Annotated in this window: 17 protein-coding genes; all 17 read left to right on the plus strand. The window is 68.3% G+C overall.

The window, feature by feature from the left end; genetic code table 11:
* Positions 1 to 70: 70 nt before the first annotated feature.
* A complete protein-coding gene (locus ACVOJ1_RS08610; RefSeq protein WP_346480328.1) occupies positions 71 to 2,305 on the plus strand; it encodes a CocE/NonD family hydrolase in 2,235 nt (744 codons plus the stop codon).
* An 84-nt stretch (positions 2,306 to 2,389) separates the two neighbouring features.
* Positions 2,390 to 3,520 (plus strand): flagellar biosynthesis protein FlhB, encoded by a 1,131-nt coding sequence (flhB, locus tag ACVOJ1_RS08615; RefSeq protein ID WP_277381738.1) that lies wholly within the window; start codon positions 2,390 to 2,392, stop codon positions 3,518 to 3,520.
* A complete protein-coding gene (gene flhA, locus ACVOJ1_RS08620; protein ID WP_065176156.1) occupies positions 3,517 to 5,622 on the plus strand; it encodes a flagellar biosynthesis protein FlhA in 2,106 nt (701 codons plus the stop codon). Before flhB ends, flhA begins: the two co-directional genes overlap by 4 nt.
* Before the next feature lie 145 nt (positions 5,623 to 5,767).
* Positions 5,768 to 7,420, plus strand: a complete 1,653-nt coding sequence (gene flhF, locus ACVOJ1_RS08625) for a flagellar biosynthesis GTPase FlhF (protein ID WP_253118435.1) — start codon at positions 5,768 to 5,770, stop codon at positions 7,418 to 7,420.
* Positions 7,407 to 8,294, plus strand: a complete 888-nt coding sequence (locus ACVOJ1_RS08630) for a MinD/ParA family ATP-binding protein (RefSeq protein WP_053520065.1) — start codon at positions 7,407 to 7,409, stop codon at positions 8,292 to 8,294. Before flhF ends, ACVOJ1_RS08630 begins: the two co-directional genes overlap by 14 nt.
* Positions 8,291 to 9,034: an RNA polymerase sigma factor FliA gene (locus tag ACVOJ1_RS08635; RefSeq protein WP_053520064.1), complete on the plus strand. Its 744-nt coding sequence runs from the start codon at positions 8,291 to 8,293 to the stop codon at positions 9,032 to 9,034. The genes ACVOJ1_RS08630 and ACVOJ1_RS08635 overlap by 4 nt, the downstream gene beginning before the upstream one ends.
* A 57-nt stretch (positions 9,035 to 9,091) precedes the next feature.
* The gene (cheY, locus tag ACVOJ1_RS08640; protein ID WP_053520063.1) at positions 9,092 to 9,484 is read left to right on the plus strand and encodes a chemotaxis response regulator CheY; all 393 of its coding nucleotides are present in this window, start codon (positions 9,092 to 9,094) and stop codon (positions 9,482 to 9,484) included.
* Entirely contained in the window at positions 9,484 to 10,089 is a 606-nt protein-coding gene (locus tag ACVOJ1_RS08645; protein ID WP_053520062.1) for a protein phosphatase CheZ, read from the plus strand. Before cheY ends, ACVOJ1_RS08645 begins: the two co-directional genes overlap by 1 nt.
* 2 nt (positions 10,090 to 10,091) lie before the next feature.
* Positions 10,092 to 11,921 carry a chemotaxis protein CheA gene (locus ACVOJ1_RS08650; protein ID WP_346480329.1) on the plus strand — a complete coding sequence of 610 codons (1,830 nt, stop codon included), beginning with the start codon at positions 10,092 to 10,094 and terminating at the stop codon, positions 11,919 to 11,921.
* A gap of 146 nt (positions 11,922 to 12,067) precedes the next feature.
* Positions 12,068 to 12,808 (plus strand): flagellar motor protein, encoded by a 741-nt coding sequence (locus tag ACVOJ1_RS08655; protein WP_053520060.1) that lies wholly within the window; start codon positions 12,068 to 12,070, stop codon positions 12,806 to 12,808.
* A 1-nt stretch (position 12,809) separates the two neighbouring features.
* A complete protein-coding gene (gene motD, locus ACVOJ1_RS08660; protein ID WP_053520059.1) occupies positions 12,810 to 13,823 on the plus strand; it encodes a flagellar motor protein MotD in 1,014 nt (337 codons plus the stop codon).
* Positions 13,824 to 13,827: 4 nt separating this feature from the next.
* The gene (locus ACVOJ1_RS08665) at positions 13,828 to 14,610 is read left to right on the plus strand and encodes a ParA family protein (RefSeq protein WP_065176153.1); all 783 of its coding nucleotides are present in this window, start codon (positions 13,828 to 13,830) and stop codon (positions 14,608 to 14,610) included.
* Positions 14,607 to 15,602 (plus strand): chemotaxis protein CheW, encoded by a 996-nt coding sequence (locus ACVOJ1_RS08670; RefSeq protein ID WP_346480330.1) that lies wholly within the window; start codon positions 14,607 to 14,609, stop codon positions 15,600 to 15,602. The genes ACVOJ1_RS08665 and ACVOJ1_RS08670 overlap by 4 nt, the downstream gene beginning before the upstream one ends.
* 117 nt (positions 15,603 to 15,719) lie before the next feature.
* Positions 15,720 to 16,028 (plus strand): STAS domain-containing protein, encoded by a 309-nt coding sequence (locus ACVOJ1_RS08675; RefSeq protein ID WP_053520056.1) that lies wholly within the window; start codon positions 15,720 to 15,722, stop codon positions 16,026 to 16,028.
* Complete coding sequence (locus tag ACVOJ1_RS08680; RefSeq protein WP_005409521.1) at positions 16,025 to 16,390, plus strand: response regulator; 366 nt, start codon at positions 16,025 to 16,027, stop codon at positions 16,388 to 16,390. The genes ACVOJ1_RS08675 and ACVOJ1_RS08680 overlap by 4 nt, the downstream gene beginning before the upstream one ends.
* Before the next feature lie 44 nt (positions 16,391 to 16,434).
* Positions 16,435 to 18,444, plus strand: a complete 2,010-nt coding sequence (locus ACVOJ1_RS08685; RefSeq protein ID WP_053520424.1) for a chemotaxis protein CheA — start codon at positions 16,435 to 16,437, stop codon at positions 18,442 to 18,444.
* Between the two features lie 345 nt (positions 18,445 to 18,789).
* On the plus strand, positions 18,790 to 20,112 hold a 1,323-nt coding region (locus ACVOJ1_RS08690; RefSeq protein WP_346480331.1), incomplete at its 3' end, for an MCP four helix bundle domain-containing protein.

Genomic DNA, 20,112 nt, shown 5'->3' on the forward strand with positions numbered 1-20,112 from the left:
TCGGACTCTCCGCGGCGGGCGGCCACCCACCGTATGATGGCCACGCGCCCGCCATTGCAAGGAACACCCCGTGACCTTACGCGCTCTTCTTGCTGGCCTGCTGCTGGCGCTCACCTGCACCCGCGTGGCCGCCAGCGATCTGCGGTGGTCGCTGCCCCGCGATGCGCCGCCAGCACAGGTGGATACGGCACTGCAGGCGCTGGGTACGGAGCTGTTGCAGTCGGCAACGCTGACCGATGCACAGCGCTGCCATGCGCTGCTGGCCACGGGTCGCTACGCCGAGGCACGCGCCATGATCGAGAAGCTGCGCGCGACGCTGGCCGCTGCCGGCGATGGCGCGGCGGCCCAGCGCTGGATGCCGATGCTGCTGGCAAGCACTGGCGCGCGGGATGCGGAAGCGTATTCGCGCGCCTTCCATTCGGCCTTTGCTGGCCTGGATGATGTTGCCGCCGTGCAGGCCGATGCAGCGCTTGCCTTGCCTCCCGCTGCGGTACAGGCGCAGCTGACGCAGGCGCTTGCGGCACAGGCCGATGCCGCCACCGTGCCGCAGTCAGCCGCGCTGGAGCTGGTGCGCCTGCAGGCTGTGTTGCGCGCGCAGACCCTGGCTGCGGCACTCGCCCCTGCACTGCTTGACGCAGAACAGCAACGCCGCTTCGTGATCGACAGCGGAGTGCGTATCCCCGTGGCCGAAGGGGTGGTGCTGTCCGCACAGCTGGCACGGCCCCGCAGCGCGTCCGCGCCGCTGCCGACGGCCATGCTGTTCACCATCTACACCGACCCGCCCAAGAACCGTCTGAAGATGCTGCTGGCCGCAGCCCACGGCTACGCCGGCATCGTGGTCGACGCACGCGGAAAAGGTCAGGGTACCGGCACCATCGCCCCCTACGAACACGACGGGGTGGACGCCAATGCCGCGATCGACTGGGTCAGCCGCCAGCCCTGGAGCGACGGTCGGGTCGCCATGTATGGCGGCAGCTATGAAGGATTCACCGCATGGGCGGCAGCGCGCCATCACCATCCGGCACTGAAGACCATCGTGCCCTACGTGGCTGCCATTCCGGGCCAGGGCCTGCCGATGGAGAACAACGTATTCCTCAGCGCCAACTACGGCTGGGCCTTCTACGTGGCCAATGGCCCGATGCTGGATACCGACACCTACGGGCAGCAGGACCGGTGGTCACAGCTGCCCGGCCGCTGGTATGCCTCCGGCCGGCCGTACCGGCAGATCGACCAGATCGATGGCACCCCCAATCCCTGGCTGCAGCGCTGGCTCGCCCACCCGGCCTATGATGGTTACTGGCAGGCCATGGTGCCGTACGCCGAAGACTTCAGGGACATCCGCATTCCGGTGCTGACCATTACCGGCTACTACGACGACGGCCAGATTTCCGCGTTGCAGTACTTCACCGATCACATGCGCTACCGGCCGGACGCCGATCATGTCCTGCTGATCGGGCCGTATGACCACGGCGGTGCGCAGGCCGCCAGCAAGCCGATGCAGCTGCGCGGCTACACGGTGGACCCGGTCGCGCAGTTCGATACGCCTGCGCTGACCTTCCAGTGGCTGGACCACGTACTTCGCGGTGCCCCGCGCCCGGCGCTTCTGGCCGACCAGGTCAACTTCCAGCTGATGGGCAGCAACACCTGGGGGCATGCAGCCACCCTTGATGCCGCTGCGGGCGGCCATCGCACGTACTACCTGTCGGCATCCGCTGAGGGCGACCATCACCCGTTGCAGGAACAGCGGCCAACGCCGGGAACGCTGCGGCAGACGGTGGACCTCGCTGACCGCACGGAGGTCCGGCATGGCTACTATCCGTTCCCGATCGTGGCCGCCGGGGACGAGCCGGACACGGCACTGACCTTCCTCTCCGAGCCCTTCCCAGCACCGATGGACCTGATCGGACGCTTCTCGGGCGATCTGAAGGTCCGCATCAACAAGCGCGACATGGACTTCACGGTCACCCTGTACGAGCTGCTGCCCGATGGGCGCCGGATGCAGCTGTCCTACTACGTCGGCCGGGCCAGCCACGTACGCGACCCGACCGCGCGGCAGCTGCTGGTGCCGGGGCGATGGACCGACCTGCCCTTCGATCGCACCCGCATGGTCGCCCGCCGTGTGGGCGCGGGCAGCCGACTGCTGGTGAAGGTGGACGTGCTCAAGGACGCCATGCACCAGGTGAACCACGGCACCGGACGCGATGTCAGCGACGAGTCAGCCGCCGATGCCGGTGAGCCCCTGCAGGTGGACTGGCACAGCGACAGCACGCTGAGCATCCCGCTGCGGCCGGCCCTGCCCGGCTAGCGTCGGGCGTTGCCCCGGCGGTGAACCACGCGCCGCGGAACAGTTCTTGCAGGCAGCCCGGCATCCCCTGCCGCAGTGCCCGTGATGTCCGAGAACGAATCCGCCGGCGAAAAGACCGAACAACCCACCGAAAAACGCCTGCGCGAGGCCCGGGAACAGGGCAACCTGCCGCGTTCCCGCGAACTGGGGACCGCCGCGGTGTTCGGTGGCGGCGTGCTGGCGGTGATGGCCATGGGCGGCTCGATCGGCCGTGGTGCCACGCAATGGATGAAACAGGCGTTGAGTCCCGAGCAGGGGCTGCGGCAGAACCCGAAGGAACTGTTCGGCCACTTTGGCGACCTGCTGCTGCAGTTCATGCTGGTGATCACCCCGCTGGTGCTGGTCTGCCTGCTGGCCAGCTTCGTCGCCCCGCTGGTGATGGGCGGATTGCGCTGGTCGGCCAAAGCGATGATGCCCGACATCAATCGGCTGAACCCGCTGGCCGGCCTCAAACGTCTGTACGGGCCGGAAGCCATCGCTGAATTCACCAAGTCACTGCTGCGCGTGGCGTTCGTGGGCGTCGCCGCCGGACTGGTGGTGTGGAGCGGCTTCGACACCCTGCGCGGGTTGATCCACCACCCACTGGAAACCGCCATCACCGATGGCCTGGGCTTCACCCTGCGACTGCTGCTGGCCACCGCCGGGGCAATGCTGGTGCTGGCGGCGATCGACGCGCCGTACCAGCGCTGGAACTGGATGCGCAAGCTGAAGATGACCCGCGAGGAACTGCGGCGGGAAATGAAGGAAAGCGAAGGCAGCCCGGAGGTGAAGGGCCGCATCCGCCAGCTCCAGCAGCAGATGGCCAACCGCCGGATGATGGAAGCGGTGCCCACCGCGGACGTGGTGGTGGTCAACCCGACCCACTACGCCGTGGCCCTGAAGTACGAGGGCGGCGCCATGAACGCGCCCACCGTGGTGGCGCTGGGCGTGGACGAGACCGCCCTGCGCATCCGTGAAGTCGCCGATGGCAACAAGGTCGCCATCGTCTCCGCCCCGCCTTTGGCACGCGCCTTGTATCGGGAAGGCCAACTCGGAAAGGAAATCCCCGTGAGACTGTATTCGGCCGTGGCCCAGGTCCTGTCCTACGTCTACCAGCTGCGCGCCTGGCGCACCGGCCCGATGCCGGGCGCCCCGCACATCGAGGTGGATGAATTCGGCAAGGGAGGCCGGGCATGAGCGCGCAGGCCTCGTCCGGATTCAACACCCGCCGGCTGCTGGAGATGATCCGCCAAGGCCTCGGCGCACCGCTGATCGTGCTGGCGCTGCTGGCGATGGTGGTGGTGCCGCTGGCGGCGCCCGTGCTCGATGCGCTGTTCACCTTCAACATCGCCATCTCGCTGATGGTGCTGCTGGCGGTGGTGTACGTGAAGCGCCCGCTGGATTTCACCATCTTCCCGATCGTGCTGCTGGTCACCACCATGCTGCGGCTGGCGCTGAACGTGGCCTCCACCCGCGTCATTCTGCTCAATGGCCAGAACGGCCACGACGCGGCCGGCAAGGTCATCGCCGCGTTCGGTGAATTCGTGATCGGCGGCAACTATGCGGTCGGCATCGTGGTGTTCGCCATCCTGACCATCATCAACTTCGTGGTCATCACCAAGGGCGCCGGCCGTGTCTCGGAAGTGACCGCGCGCTTCATCCTCGACGCCATGCCCGGCAAGCAGATGGCCATCGATGCCGATCTCAACGCCGGCCTGCTGACGCGCGAAGAAGCCAAGCTGCGCCGCGAGGAGGTCCGCGAGGAAGCCGACTTCTATGGCGCGATGGACGGCGCCAGCAAGTTCATCCGGGGTGATGCGATTGCCGGCATCCTGATCCTGTTCATCAACATGCTCGGTGGCCTCGCCGTGGGCGTGCTGCAGCATGGCATGCCGTTCGGCGATGCCGCTGCGACCTACACCCTGCTGTCCATCGGTGACGGTCTGGTGGCGCAGCTGCCGGCCCTGCTGGTTTCCAGCGCAGTGGCGATGCTGGTCACCCGTGCCTCGCGCTCGCAGGACATGGCACAGGCGATGACCGGCCAGGTGTTCGGCCAGTACCGTGCCCTGGCCATCACGGCCGGCATCATCGGCCTGGTCGGCCTGGTGCCCGGCATGCCCAACGTCGCTTTCCTGACGCTTGCCTCCATTCTCGGCTTCATCGCCTGGAAGCTGTACCGGAAGGGACAGGCCCCGGCCCCGAGCGACGCTGCCGGCAGCGACCCCGGCGCGGTCAGTGCGCTGGGCCGACCGGCGGCGCCGGCCCCCACCGCGGAACTGAGCTGGGACGAACTGCGCCCGGTCGACCCGCTGGGGCTGGAGGTCGGTTACCGGCTGATTCCGCTGGTGGACAGCAATCAGGGCGGCGAACTCATGGCACGCATCAAGGGTGTGCGGCGCAAGCTGACCCAGGACGTGGGATTCCTGATTCCATCCGTGCACATCCGCGACAACCTGGAACTGCCGGCCAACGGCTACCGCGTGCTGGTGCATGGCGTGCCGGTGGCAACCGCCGAGATCCATCCCGACCGCGAACTGGCGCTGGACCCCGGCAGTGCGCTCGGCCCGCTGGACGGCATCGCCGGCAAGGATCCCGCCTTCGGCCTGGACGCTACCTGGATCCAGCCGCACCAGCGCGCCCAGGCCGAAACCATGGGCTACACCGTGGTCGACCCGGCCACCGTGGTCGCCACCCATCTTTCCCACCTGATCCGCGAGCATGCGCCGGAGCTGCTGGGCCACGAAGAGGTGCAGCACCTGCTGGCCAACCTCGCCAAGAGCGCACCCAAGCTCGTCGAAGATCTGACGCCCAAGGCGCTGCCGTTGTCGGCCGTGGTGCGGGTGCTGCAGAACCTGCTGGTGGAACGCATTCCGATCCGCCAGCTGCGCAAGATCGCCGAAGCACTGGTGGAGCACGCGCCGTCCAGCCAGGACCCGGCCACGCTCACCGCCGCAGTGCGCACCGCGCTCGGCCGCTTCATCGTGCAGGAGATCGCCGGAATGTCGGCGGAGCTGCCGGTGTTCACCCTCAACCCGCAATTGGAACGTGTCTTGCAGGAGTCCACGCAGGGCAACGGCGCCGCGCTGGAACCCGGGCTTGCCGAGCGACTGCATCAGAGTCTGGCCGAATGTGTCAGCAAGCAGGAAGCCCGCAACGAGCCCGCGGTCGTGCTGGTTCCCGGCCCGGTACGTGCCGCGTTGGCACGCCTGGTCCGTCACAGCGTTCCGTCGCTGTCGGTACTGGCGTACAGCGAAGTGCCGGAGGACAAGCGCCTGAAGCTGGTCGGAACGATCAGCTGACGCCGCCCACCGATGCGTCAGAAAACAGACACCACCTTCGAACCACCGCAACAGACAGATGCCAAGGGGAACCCGTTCCGTGCAGACCACCGACCACCCGCGTTCTCCCACCACCACCCCGCCGTCCCCGTCCCGTGACCACAGCATGAAAATCAAACGATTCGTCGCCGCCGACATGCGCTCGGCCATGAACCTGGTGCGCAAGGAACATGGTCCCGACGCTGTGATCCTGTCCAACCGCCGGATCGAGGAAGGCGTCGAGATCGTCGCCGCAGCCAACTATGACGAGAGCGCGGTGCAACGCGCGCTGGAAGCCTCGCGGCGCGACGTAGCTCCGCCGCCGCCGAAACCGCGCACCGCCGCGGATGCAGTGATCGCCGCGGTCACCCGTCGCCGCTCCGCGACACCTGCCCAGCAGCCGGTGACGGCCACCACATCGGCCGTGGCCGCCCTCGCCCGCGCGGCCGTCGGTGCCACCGGCCGCACCCTGGACAGTGCGGACGAGATCGTGCCCACCCGCGGCAGTTCCGGCTTCGCTGCCACCCTGGCGCGTGCCACCGTCAACGATCCGGCACTGCCGGAGCAGATCTTCGCGCCGTTCGCGAGCGCCGTCGTGGCTCCCGCACCGGCGCCCGCCAACCGCGCCCGTTTCCTGATCGACCCGCCGCAGGACGAGCATCACGAATCCCCCGCGCCGGCAGTGCTGCCGCCGCCGCTGCCGATCACCACTGCGGCCACTGCGCAGGCCGAGTCCGTGCACCCCGAGCCGCCGTACGCGCAGGACGTTGCCGAGACCACGCCAGCCCCTGCCGCTGCCGCTGAAGCGGAGACCGCGCCGGCGCCGGCGCCGCTCCTTGCCCCGGCGCCGGTACTGACGGTGGTTGCACAGGACGATGCCGAGATCCGCCAGCTGCGCCACGAAGTGGCCGGCATGCGCCAGGTCATCGAGCGCGAGATGAACCGCTTCACCGACGAGCGCCTGCGCGGCTGCCCGGTGCGGGCGACCGCCCTGGACCTGATGGACGAGTACGGATTCGATGCCGGGCTGGCCCGCGATGTGGCCATGCAGATACCGCTGGATACCGAAGCCCACCGGGGCCGCGGGCTGATGCTGGGCCTGATCTCGCGCAGGCTGCCGATCGCGCCGGTCGATCCGCTGGAAGAAGGCGGCGTGATCGCTCTGGTCGGTCCAACCGGGGCCGGCAAGACCACCACCATCGCCAAGCTCGCCTCGCGCTTCGCCGAGAAGCACGCGCCGCGCGATGTGGCCCTGGTCACCACCGACACGCTGCGCATCGGTGCCCGCGAGCAGCTGTACGGCTATGGCCGCCAGCTCGGCATCGCGGTGCATGAAGCCAACAGCGGTACCGACCTGGACCAGCTGCTGGAGCGGCTGAAGGACTACAAGCTGGTGCTGATCGATACCGCCGGCCTGGGCCCGCGTGACCGCGCCCTGGCCGCGCAGCTGCAGTGGCTGCGTGCCGCCCGCCAGGTCCGCACTCTGCTGGTGCTGCCGGCCAATACCAGCTTTGGCGACATGGACGAGGTGGTGCGCCGCTTCGGCGCGGCCAACCTGCAGGGCCTGGTGCTGAGCAAGCTGGATGAGACCGGCCGCTTCGGCAACGCCCTGTCAGTGGCGGTGGACCACGCGCTGCCGATCACCTGGGTGACCGATGGCCAGGACGTTCCGGACGACCTGCACCGGGCCAGCGCGGCCAATCTTGTACTTCGCCTTGAAGATTTGCGCCGAGCGGCCGATATGCCCTGCAACCCGGAGTTGAACCATGCCGTCGCGTGAGTACGCCAAGCTGACCAAGACCTTCCCGCTGTCGGCCACCCGAAGCGAGCCGCTCGGCCCTGTGCGCACCATCGCCGTGACCGGCGGCAAGGGCGGCGTCGGCAAGACCAACGTCTCGGCCAACCTGGCCGTGGCGCTGGCCGGCATGGGCAAGCGCACGCTGCTGCTCGACGCCGACCTGGGCCTGGCCAACATCGACGTGATCCTGGGGCTGAATCCCACCCACACCCTGGCGGATCTGGTCGCCGGCCGCTGCTCGCTGGAAGACGTGATCGTCGAAGGTCCGAACGGTGTGCTGGTGGTGCCGGCCGCGTCCGGTCGGCGGCACATGGCCGAGCTGGCCCCGGCCGAGCACATCGGCCTGGTGAACGTGTTCTCCGAACTGGAACGCGAGCTGGACATCATGGTGGTGGACACCGCCGCCGGCATCACCGACGGCGTGCTGACCTTCTGCCAGGCCGCACAGGACACGGTTGTCGTGGTCTGCGACGAACCGGCCTCGATCACAGACGCCTACGCACTGATCAAGGTGCTGTCGCGCGAGCGCGGCGTGGACCGCATCCAGGTGGTGGCCAACATGGTGCGCGACCCCAACGAGGGCCGCGTGCTGTATGAAAAGCTGACCCGGGTCTGCGAGAAGTTCCTTGCCGATGTCTCGCTGAACTACCTGGGCTGCGTGCCGCAGGATGACTGGCTGCGCCTGTCGGTGCAGCGCCAGCAGCCGGTGGTGAAGGCCTATCCATCCAGCCCGGCGGCGCTGGCGATCACCGAGATCGCCCGTCGCACCGCCCGCTGGCAGGCCCCCACCGAGCCACGCGGTGGCGTTGAATTCTTCCTCGAGCGCATCCTCAAGCAACGCGGGGTGGCAGCATGAAAGGCGCGGCCCAGTACAGGGAAGTCCAGCGCTCGGCGGCGACCGAGGTCATCGCCCAGCACTCGGACCTGGTGCGGCGCATCGCCCATCACCTGGCCGCACGCCTGCCGGCCAGCGTCGAAGTGGACGACCTGATCCAGGCCGGCATGATGGGCCTGATCGAAGCCTCGCGCAGCTACGACGCCGACCAGGGTGCCTCGTTCGAGACCTATGCCTCGATCCGCATCCGCGGCTCGATGATCGACGAGATCCGCCGTGGCGACTGGGTACCGCGCTCGGTGCATCGGCGCGCCCGCGATGCGGCCGCCACCATCCGCCGCCTGGAGCAGACCACGGGCCGTGCAGCCAGTGCCACCGAGGTGGCGGCGGCCATGGACATGCCACTGCCCGAATACCTGCGGCTGATGGAGGACGCCTCGCGCGGCCAGGTGCTGAGCCTGGAATCGCGCATCGAAGACCAGGGCGAACTGGACACCGTCGCCCAGGGCGGACCGACACCGCAGCAGGTCCTGGAACGTGGCGAATTCGGCCGCGAACTGGGCAAGGCCATCGGCCATCTGCCCGAACGCGAACAGCTGGTGCTCTCGCTGTACTACGAGCAGGAGCTGAACCTGAAGGAGATCGGCGCGGTGCTCGGCGTGAGCGAATCGCGCGTCTGCCAGATCCACGGCCAGGCCGTGCTGCGCCTGCGCGGCCGGCTGAAGATCTTCGAGGCCGCGGATGCCGGGCTTGAAGAATGAACATGCCTGCGGCGGCCACGGCCACCGCGGGCGACTGAACAACAAAGGAACTCCGCTTTGAACAAGAACATGCGCATCCTGATCGTCGACGACTTCTCGACCATGCGTCGCATCGTCAAGAATCTGCTGGGCGATCTGGGCTTCACCAACACCGCCGAAGCCGAGGACGGGCATGCCGCACTGTCGATGCTGCAGAGCCAGCCGTTCGACTTCGTGGTCACCGACTGGAACATGCCGGTGATGACCGGCATCGAGCTGCTCAAGGCGATCCGCGCCGATGCCAAGCTCAAGACCCTGCCGGTCCTGATGGTCACCGCCGAGGCCAAGCGCGAGCAGATCATCGAAGCGGCGCAGAGCGGCGTGAACGGCTACATCATCAAGCCGTTCACCGCGCAGACGCTGGAAGAGAAACTGGGCAAGATCTTCGAACGCCTGGCGGCCAGCGCCTGATGGACGCCACGGTCGACAAGAACGCCCTCGCCCTGCGCCTGCAGGAAGCCCTCGACGCGCTCGAATCCGGCGACGAGAGCGCCTGGCGCCAGCGCATCGACGCCCTGGTGGCCGCACGCACGCAGCCGATGATGAGCGGCCTGTCACGGCTGGCCCGCGAACTGGGCCAGGCCCTGGGCGAACTGCCGACCGTCCCCAGCGAGGCGGGCGAGCTGGACGACGCCTGCGCGCGCCTGGACCATGTGGTGGCGATGACCGAACAGGCCACGCACCGCACCCTGGACCTGGCCGAAGAGTGCCGCAGCCTCACCGAACAGCTGCGCGCCGAAGGCCTGCAGCCGGGGCAGGATGCGCAGCTGGAACGCATCCGCCACAACCTGACCGAGATTGCCCTGACCCAGAGCTATCAGGACCTGACCGGACAGATCATCCGTCGCGTGGTCGGCATCGTCCGCCGCGTGCACGAAGGCTTTGGCGCGCTGGGCCTGCCACCGGAGCAGCATCGCACCGATCCGGCGCTGGCCGGACCGGCACTGAAGGGACTGGACCGCCACGCGGTCTCTCAGAACGACGCCGACGACCTGTTGTCGGACCTGGGACTGTAAGCATGAGCGCGGTATCCGACGACATCACCGCCGATTTCATCATCGAGGCACAGGAGATCCTGGATCGCCTCGGCGAACAGCTGGTGTCGCTGGAACAGGCGCCGCAGGACGCCGACCAGCTCAACGCCGTGTTCCGTGGCTATCACACGCTCAAGGGCGGCGCCGGCTTCCTCGGCATCACCGCCATGGTCGAGCTGTGCCATGCCGCCGAAGAGGCACTGGGCGCCGCCCGCGCTGGCCAGGCGGTGCTGCAGCCGCATCACTTCGATGCCGCACAGCAATCCCTGGACTACCTGCAATCGATGCTGGATGCCGTGTCTTCCGGCAACGAACCCGGCTATGCCCCGCCGGACCTGATCGCCCAGTTCGACGTGCACGGCACTGCTGCGCCGGCCGCCGCCGCGCCCGCAGCGGCCGCGCCCGCCGCCGGCGACCTGATCACCGACGACGAGTTCGAGGCCCTGCTCGATCAGCTGCACGGCAGCAACGCCCCCACCGCAGTGGCGACGCCGGCCAACGCCGACGATGGCCTGATCAGCGAGGATGAGTTCGAAGCCCTGCTGGACCAGCTGCACGGCGGCGCCGCCCCCGGCGCGAAACCCGTGGCTGCCCCGGCGGCGGCGCCTGCACTGCCCGCACCGCGCCCGGCGGCCGCCGCGGCCAAGCCCCCCGCCAACAAACCGGTGGCCGAGGCCGAGCACACCGTGCGCGTGGATACCAAGCGGCTGGATGCGATCGTCAACCTGATCGGCGAGCTGGTGCTGTCGCGCAACCGGCTCAAGACCCTGCGTGCGCGCCTGCGCGACGAGGAACTGGACCGCGCCGTGTCGACCCTGGACATCGCCACCGCGCGCCTGCAGTCGGCAGTGATGCGCACGCGCATGCAACCGGTCGGCAAGGTGTTCTCGCGCTTCCCCAAGGTCGCCCGCGATGTCGCCCGCTCGCTGAAGAAGGAAGTGGACCTGGAGCTGGTCGGCGCCGAAACCGAGCTTGACCGCAACCTGGTCGAGGCCCTGGCCGACCCGCTGGTGCACCTGGTCCGCAACGCCATCGACCATGGTGTGGAGATGCCCGATCTGCGCGAAGCACAGGGCAAGCCACGCATGGGCCACGTGCGTCTGTCGGCCCAGCAGGAAGGCGACTACGTCAGCATCGAGGTGCAGGACGATGGCGCCGGCATCGATCCGGAAAAACTGCGCGCGAAAGCACGCGAAAAGGGCTTGATCGACCCGGAGGCGGCGGCCCGGCTGAGCAGCGAGGAATGTCTGCACCTGGTGTTCCTGCCCGGCTTCTCCACCAAGCAGCAGGTGACCGACATCTCCGGCCGCGGCGTCGGCATGGATGTGGTGCAGTCGCGCATCCGCGAGCTCAGTGGGCAGATCCAGATCCAGTCGGAACTGGGCCGGGGCAGCCGCTTCCTGATCCGCGTGCCGCTGACCCTGGCGATCCTGCCAACCCTGCTGGTGCAGGCCGGCGAGGACGTCTATGCGCTGCCGCTGGCGCGCGTGATGGAAGTGCTGCATGCACCGCGCACCTCGCTGGGCTGGTTCGATGGCCGGGCGGTGCTGGATCGTCGCTCGCACACCCTGCCGCTGGTCGATCTGCGCCAGTGGCTGGATGTGACGCCCGCCGCCTCGGCGCTGCTCACCATCGTGGTGCTGCAGGCCGGCGAGGCGCGCTTCGGCCTGGTCGTGGACCAGGTCCGTGGGCGCGAGGAAGTGGTCATCAAGCCATTGCCGAAGGCCCTGCGCGGCCTGCGCGGCTACGCCGGTGCGACGCTGATCGGTGATGGCCGGATGGCCCTCATCCTCGACGTGGATGGCCTGCGATGACGCTCGCCGGGCATGGCCCGGCGCTACCGGAAACGGCCTCGCGCGATAGCGCCGGGCCATGCCCGGCGAACCAGAAACTGTGACTACCGTCTGTACGCGATCGACCGGTGTCTCAAGTCCCATTCACACACGCCGATACCGGACCCATGGATAGACTCAGCCTCATCGGACTCTTTCTCGCCCTGGCCTCGCTGGTCGGCGGCAGCATCCTCAAGGGCGCCGGACTGGCGTCCCTGTGGTCGCCTGCGGCGTTCGTGATCGTCATCGTCGGCACCATCGCCGCGATCCTGCTGCACACCGCACCCGCCGTATTCAGGCATGCCTTCCGGATCGTGCGCTGGGTCGTGCGCCCGCCGCACAGCGATCGTCGCGAGCTGATCCAGCAGATCGTCGAGTGGAGCAACATCGCCCGCCGCCAGGGCCTGCTGGGCCTGGAAGCGCAGGTGGAAGCGCAGCAGGATCCGTTCCTGCGCAAAGGCCTGCAGCTGCTGGTCGACGGCGTCGAGCCCGAATCGATCCGGCACATGCTGGAGATCGAGCTGGGCAGCCAGGAACACCGTGACCAGGCCGCTGCCAAGGTCTTCGAGGGCATGGGCATCTATGCGCCGACGCTGGGCATCATCGGTGCGGTGCTGGGCCTGATCGCCGTCATGAAGAACCTGGCCGACCCCAGCAAGCTGGGGCATGGCATCGCCGCCGCCTTCACCGCCACCATCTACGGCATCGCGTCGGCCAACCTGCTGTTCCTGCCGATCGCCGCCAAGCTGAAGGGAGTGATCGCCCACAACAGCCGCGACCGCGAGATGGTCATCGAAGGCCTGATCTCGATCGCGCAGGGCGAGAACCCGCGGAACATCGAAACCAACCTGTCCGGCTTCCTGCACTGACATGGCCCGCCGCAGACACCACGAAGAGCACGCCAACCATGAAGCATGGGCGATCCCCTATGCCGATCTGATGACGCTGCTGCTGGCCTTCTTCGTGGTGATGTATGCGATCTCCTCGATCAACGAAGGCAAGTACCGGATCATGGCCGATGCGCTCACCGATGCCTTTGGTGGCGCGCCGCGCACCATCAATCCGGTGCAGGTCGGCAACAAGCAGGTGCAGGGGGGCGGCTGGGACAGTCCTTCGGTGATCAAGTCCGGCACCAAGATCGGCCCGTCCGCACCGGCACCCTCGCACGACCCTACCCTGCTGCCGGCCATGGCCTCGCAGATGCGCATGCCGGTCTCGGTGCACGACCAGCAGCAGATCGCCCGTGCCGAGCGCCAGCTCAGCAGCATCGCCGACCGGTTGACCGCCGCGCTGTCGCCGCTGATCGAGCGCGGCATGATCAGCGTGCGCCGCACCGAGCTGTGGATCGAAGTGGAGATCAACAGCGACATCCTGTTCCCGACCGGCTCGGCGGCGCTGGACGTGCACGCGCGCGGGACGCTGTCCAGCCTGGCCGGTGTGCTGCGCGACGTACCCAACAGCGTGCGGGTGGAAGGCCACACCGACAATGTGCCGATCGCCACCGCCACCTTCCCCTCCAATTGGGAACTGTCGGCCGCGCGGGCCGCCAGCGTGGTCCACCTGTTCGCCGACCAGGGCCTGCAGCCTTCGCGTCTGGCCATGGTCGGCTACGGCCAGTTCCGCCCGCGCGAGGACAACGACAGTGCGCAGGGTCGCAACCGCAACCGGAGGGTGATGGTCATCATCCTGGCCGACACCTCGCACTCGGTCGACCCGCTGGGCCAGCGCCTGAACGCCGCCAACGGCGCGGCCGACCCGTCCGCCGGGCCTGCGGCAACACCCGCCACAGTGCCCTCCCCGTCCCCCATCGCACCGGTGCAGTTGCCACCGGTGCCGGCTGGCAGCCGTGTCGGCGCCGCCGCTCCCCCGGCAATGAAGGAGTAAACCCATGCGCATCTGGGCAGTCGCCAACCAGAAGGGCGGAGTCGGCAAGACGACGACCACCCTGGCCCTCGGTCGCAACCTGGCCACGCAGGGCCATCGCGTGCTGCTGATCGATCTTGATCCCCACGCCTCGCTCAGCCGCGCCTTCGGCGTGCCGGTGGACCCGCCACCGACCGGCGTACTTGAGCTGTTCGGCGCACCTCCGGCCGAGCTGTCCAGCCTTTGCCACACCAGCAGCGTCAGCGGCCTGGACTACGTCTGTGCACAGCCGGCACTGGCCACGCTGGAGCGCCGCAGCGCCAACCAGCCGGGCCTTGGCCTGGCGCTGCAGAACGCGCTGGCACGGCACCAGGGCCAGCACGACTACATCCTGCTGGACTGCGCGCCCACACTCGGCCTGCTGATGATCAATGCGCTCGCGGCAGCGGACCGCCTGATCATTCCGACGCAGGCCGAGCCGCTGGCACTGCACGGGCTGGACGGCATGGTGCGCACCGGTGAGATGGTCGAGCGCTCGCGCCGGCGCCCGCTGCCGATCTCGATCCTGCCCACCCTGTTCGACCGCCGCACCCGCACCGGCAACGAATCACTGCGCAGCATGCAGGACCGTCACGGCGCACGCGTCTGGGAGGATGCGATTCCGATCGACACGCGGGTCAGCAACGCGGCCGGCCTGACCCTGCCGAGCGTCGGCGAGGACTATCCCGGCCGCGGGCTCGCGGCCTACCGTCGCGCGCTGAACTGGATCCTTGGCGAGGATGCGCGCGCGCTGGAGCAGGCCGCATGAACACCACCGGTGTGCTGGACGACTATCTGGACGAGCTGCTGGGCGAAGCGATCGCCCCGGTGGCGGCCAGCCCCGATGCAGGCAACACGGTGCTTCCGGCGGCGATCGCCGAACGCGAGCCGACCTGGGACGACCTGCCGGCAGAGGTCATCTACGAAACCGGCAGCAGCGACGTGGTGCCCATGGATGACGCCGCTCTGGCGGCCGCCTTCGAGGCCGCCAGCCAGTCCGCTGCACCGGCCGCTGCCGAACGCCAGCCGACCTGGGACGATCTGCCCGATGAGGTGATCTACGAGACCGACGGCGCGGAAAGCCCGTTGCTGGCCCACACCGACAGCCCCGCGCTGCAGGCTGCCTTCGAGGCCGCCGCCAGCGGCGAAGGGGTGGATCCGGTGGCGCCCGCGCGGATCGTGCCCCCGGCACCCGCCGCTGCGCCGCCGGTAGCGGCTGCACCGCCGCGTGTCGCCCTCGAAGCACCCGCCGCCAGCCGCCCTGCCAGCTGGCAGGAACTGCAGGCGCAGGCCCATCGGCCCGCCAACAGCCCGCATCCGCAGCACCGCCGCGCGAACGAGCGCACCTCGCGCTGGCTGCGGATGCGCTGTGGCAGCCAGGCCTATGCACTGGAACTGCTGAAAGTGCAGGAGGTGGTACTGCCGGTACCCCTGCTGCCGCTGCGCGGCACTGCGCCGGCGATGCTGGGGATCATGAACCTGCGCGGCCAGGTGGTGCCCGTGATGGACCTTGGGCTGCACCTGGGCGCAGCGGCGGCCGAGGACGACGCACAGACCCGCATCGTGGTGCTGGAGGAAGACGGCGAGACCATCGGCCTGCGCGTCTCGGCCGTGGAAGACGTCGCCAATCTCACTGATTCGCAGATCGAGCCACCGGATACCGCCCGCATCTGCCAGATCTCCAACGACCTCTTCCGTGGTGTGGCCCGCGTCAGCCAACGGCCGATGATCCTGCTCGACGCCACCCGCCTGCTCAACTGAGGCGGGGGCCACGCGTTGCCCGGGCCCGTCGGAACGGGCACGCAGGGCCTCACCGCCCCCTAAAGAACCCCTGGCGGGTGCCGATATGGATGACGGAACCGTTTGTCCGGAGCAACGATGAGCACTGTCGAACTGGGTGAGGATCTCGGCATCGAGACCAGCACCGAGCTCAAGAACCGCCTCGCCCCGCTGGTAGCGCAGGTTGGCGAGCTGACCCTGGATGCAAGCCAGGTCGGCCGCGTCCACACCGCCGCCGTGCAGGTGCTGTGTGCATTCGTGCAGGCACGCCGCGAGGCGGGCCTGGACACCGGCTTCCACGGTTGCACTGCAACCTTCCGTGACGCCGCGCGCCTGCTGGGCGTCACCCAGGCCCTGGGCCTGGACGTACCCCATGACAACCTGAAATCTGTGGAGAACGCTGCATGAGCGCACGTATCTTGGTGGTGGACGATTCGGCGTCGATGCGCCAGATGGTGTCCTTCGCCCTCACCTCGGCCGGTTTTGCCGTCGAAGAAGCTGAAGACGGCGCGGTCGCGCTCGGCCGCGCGAAGGGACAGCGCTTCAACGCGGTGGTCACCGACGTCAACATGCCGAACATGGACGGCATTGCGCTGATCCGCGAGCTGCGCCAGCTGCCGGACTACAAGTTCACGCCGCTGCTGATGCTGACCACCGAGTCCGCCGCCGACAAGAAGTCCGAAGGCAAGGCCGCCGGCGCCACCGGCTGGCTGGTCAAGCCGTTCAACCCGGAACAGCTGGTCGCCACCGTGCAGAAAGTGCTGGGCTGATAGCCCCGCACCGCTCCCCTTCTTCGCTTCCGGATCACCACTGCATGAGCATGGACCTGCAACGCTTCCACGCCACCTTCTTCGAAGAGAGCCGCGAAGGCCTCGACGCGATGGAGGCCGGCCTGCTGGCCCTGGAGTCGGGGCAGCAGGACGCGGAGATCATCAACTCGGTATTCCGCGCCGCCCACTCCATCAAGGGCGGTGCCGGTACGTTCGGCTTCGATGCCATCGCCGCGCTCACCCACGTACTGGAAACGCTGCTGGACGAACTGCGCGCCGGCAAGCGCGCGCTGGAAGGCCACGCGGTCGATGCGATGCTGTCGTCCGTGGATGTGCTGCGCGCCCTGCTGCGCGAGGCCGAGCACGGCCAGGCGGCCGATCCGGCGGCCGTCGCCGCGGTGAAGGCGCGGCTGGAGGCAGTGCTGTCCGGCCAGCCGGCAGCCAGCGCCCCGGCCGCGGCTGCCGCCGCAGCACCGGTGGACGATACGCCCGAAGCCTGGCAGATCGGCTTCACCCCCGCGCCCTCACTGTTCATGAGCGGCAATGACCCGCTGCGCATCATCCGCGAACTGGAACATCTCGGCTCGCTGCAGGTCGCTGCGCGGCTCGAACGCCTGCCCGGCTTCGCCCAGCTTGACCCTCTCGAAGCCCATCTTGCGTGGGACCTCGGCCTGGTCGGCAAGGTGCCGCGCAGCAAGATCGAAGACACCTTTGCGTGGGTGCTGGACGACTGCGAACTGGACATCCGTCCGGCCGCGCCGCCAAGCCTGGCCACCCGCGCCCCCGATACAACAGCCAACGCCCCTTCCACGCCCGTTGCTGCAGTACCCCCCGTTGCCGCCGCCCCTGCCGCCAGTGGCACCCCTGGCACCAGCCAGGATGCGGAAACCTCGATCCGCGTCAGTGTCGACAAGGTGGACGCGCTGATCAATCTGGTCGGTGAACTGGTCATCACCCAGGCCATGCTCAAGCAGGTCTCGCATGCGCTGGATCCGGTGCTTGCCGAGAGCCTGTTCGCCGGCCTGGATCAGCTCGAACGCAACACCCGCGACCTGCAGGAAGCCGTCATCGGCGTGCGCATGCTGCCGGTCGACGCCGTGTTCCGCCGCTTCCCGCGCCTGGTCCGCGACCTCTCCACCCGCCTCGGCAAGCAGGTCCGCCTGCGCACCATCGGTGAAGGCACCGAACTGGACAAGGGCCTGATCGAGAAGATCGCCGATCCGCTCGTCCACCTGGTCCGCAACTCCATCGACCACGGGCTGGAAATGCCGGACGTGCGCAAGGGCGCAGGCAAGGACGAGACCGGCACCATCACCCTGGCGGCGTCGCACCAGGGAGGCCACATCGTCATCGAAGTCAGCGACGACGGACGCGGCCTGGATCGCGCCAGGATCCTCGCCAAGGCGGCCGAACGCGGCCTGAGCGTGCCCGACAATCCCACCGACTCGCAGGTCTGGGACCTGATCTTCCAACCGGGCTTCTCCACCGCCGACGCCGTCACCGATCTCTCCGGGCGCGGCGTGGGCATGGACGTCGTCCGTCGCAACATCCAGGCACTGGGCGGTGAAGTACAGATCGAAAGCAGCCTGGGCACTGGAACGCGTACCCTGATCCGGCTGCCGCTGACCCTGGCCATCCTCGACGGCATGACCGTGGCGGTGGCGGGCGAGACGTTGATCCTGCCGCTGGCCTATGTGCTGGAAGCCCTGCAGCCGCAGCCGGAGGACATCCGCAGCATGGCCGGCGAAGGGCGCGTGCTGCGCGTGCGTGGCGAGTACCTGCCGATCCTGTCCCTCAGCGAGTACTACGGGTACGGCGCCCGCATGCCCGGCAGCGAATCGCTGGTGGTGGTGGTGGAAGGCGACGGGCAGAAGATCGCACTGGAAGTGGACGAACTGGTCGGTCAGCAGCAGGTCGTGGTCAAGAACATCGAGAACAACTACCGGCGTATCGGCGGCGTGTCCGGCGCCACCATCCTCGGCGATGGCCGCGTTGCACTGATCGTCGACATCGGTGGGCTGGTGCGCTCGCTGCGCGTGCCGCAGGCCGCCTGAGTCCGAGCGCAGGTGATCCAGGGCCGCCGCCCCACACGGGCGGCGGCTTTCGTTTGTGTGCAGCCCGGTAGCAAGGCGAGTGTGCGCCTCCCGCTCCATTTCGTGAACTCCGTCGGCCCACGGCGCCACAGGAAACCACCCGCATGCAGGCCGGAACACGGCCCCTGCAACGCTTCCGCGCCGCCGTCCCTACGCATCCGGATGTGACGCCCATCCATAAAGTCCGCCGGCCGTGCGCCGCTATCTCGCAGTGACAGTCGTGACCGGACTCGCATCGGCTCCGGTTCACGCTGCACTCCCCGGCCGGCACGCACGCCCGCCACTCTGCCCACATGGAGCACCTGCATGAAGTGGTTCCACGATCTGCCCATCGCCCGCAAGCTGGCCGTGGGGTTCACCCTCACCACCCTGATGACCCTGCTGCTGGGTGCGTTCGCACTGTTGCGCCTGAGCCAGGCCAACGACCAGCTGGGGGCGATGGCCAGCAACGATATTCCGTCGGTGCAGCATCTGGGCGAAGCCCGCTCGCAGCTTGGTGAATTCCGTACCTACGAGCTGGCCCAGCTGACCATGCTGGACCAACCGGACAAGGTGGCCGACTACAACAAGCGCATGGACACCACCGCCAAAGCCGTACGCGATGAACTGGCGGCCTATGCCGCCTTGCCGGCCCAGGACAAGGAACGCGAACTGTATCGCGCTGCCTCGGCGCAGGTGGATCGCTACTTCGCCGCCAACAAGGCCATGCGTGACGCAGTGGCCGCCGGCGACGGCATCATGGCGCAGCAGATTTCCGACGAGCAGTCGCGCCCGGCACGGCGTGAACTGTTCGACGCCCTGAAGGCACTGGGTGCCCACATCGCCGGCCTGATGGACGCGCGGATCGCCGATGCCAACGCCACCCATCGCGCCAGCATGATCGCCATCATCGGCTGCATCGTACTGCTGTCGTTGCTGGCCGCAGCCCTGGCCACGGTCATCTCGCGGGCCGTGACCGGTCCGCTCGGCAAGGCCGTGCAGGCCATCCAGGCAGTCGCCCGCGGTGACTTGAGCGTCAGCACCCGCGCCACCAGCAACGACGAGGCCGGCCAGATGCTGTCCGCCACCGCGGAAATGACCGCAATGCTGCGCCGCTTCTCCGAGCAGACACAGCTGATGGCGCAGATGCATGCCGGACCGGATATCAGCCATCGCATCCCGGAAGACTTCCCGGGTGTCTACGGCCAGCTCGCCAGCGGCATCAATACGGTCATTTTCGAGCACCTGGACGCGATCCGCGATGCGATCGACGTACTCAACCAGTATGCCGTCGGCAATCTCGCACCGGACGCGCGCCGCCTGCCCGGCAGCCGCGCCATCCTGCATGAGTCGATGGATGCGGCCAAGTCCAGCCTGCTGGCGATCAATACGCAGATCCAGCAGCTCGCGGCCGCAGCCGCCGCGGGCGACTTCAGCCAGCGCGGCGACGCACAGCGCTTCCAGCACGACTTCAAGGTGATGATCGATCACCTGAACACCATGATGGAAATCGCCGACAGCAATCTCGGCCAGCTCTCGCAGCTGCTGCAGTCGATCGCTGCCGGGGACCTCACCGCGCGCATGGACGGGCAGTTCAACGGCGTGTTCGCACGGATGCGTGACGATGCCAATGCCACCGTCACCCAGCTG

It is taken from the genome of Stenotrophomonas sp. STEN225 (genome assembly GCF_056756445.1).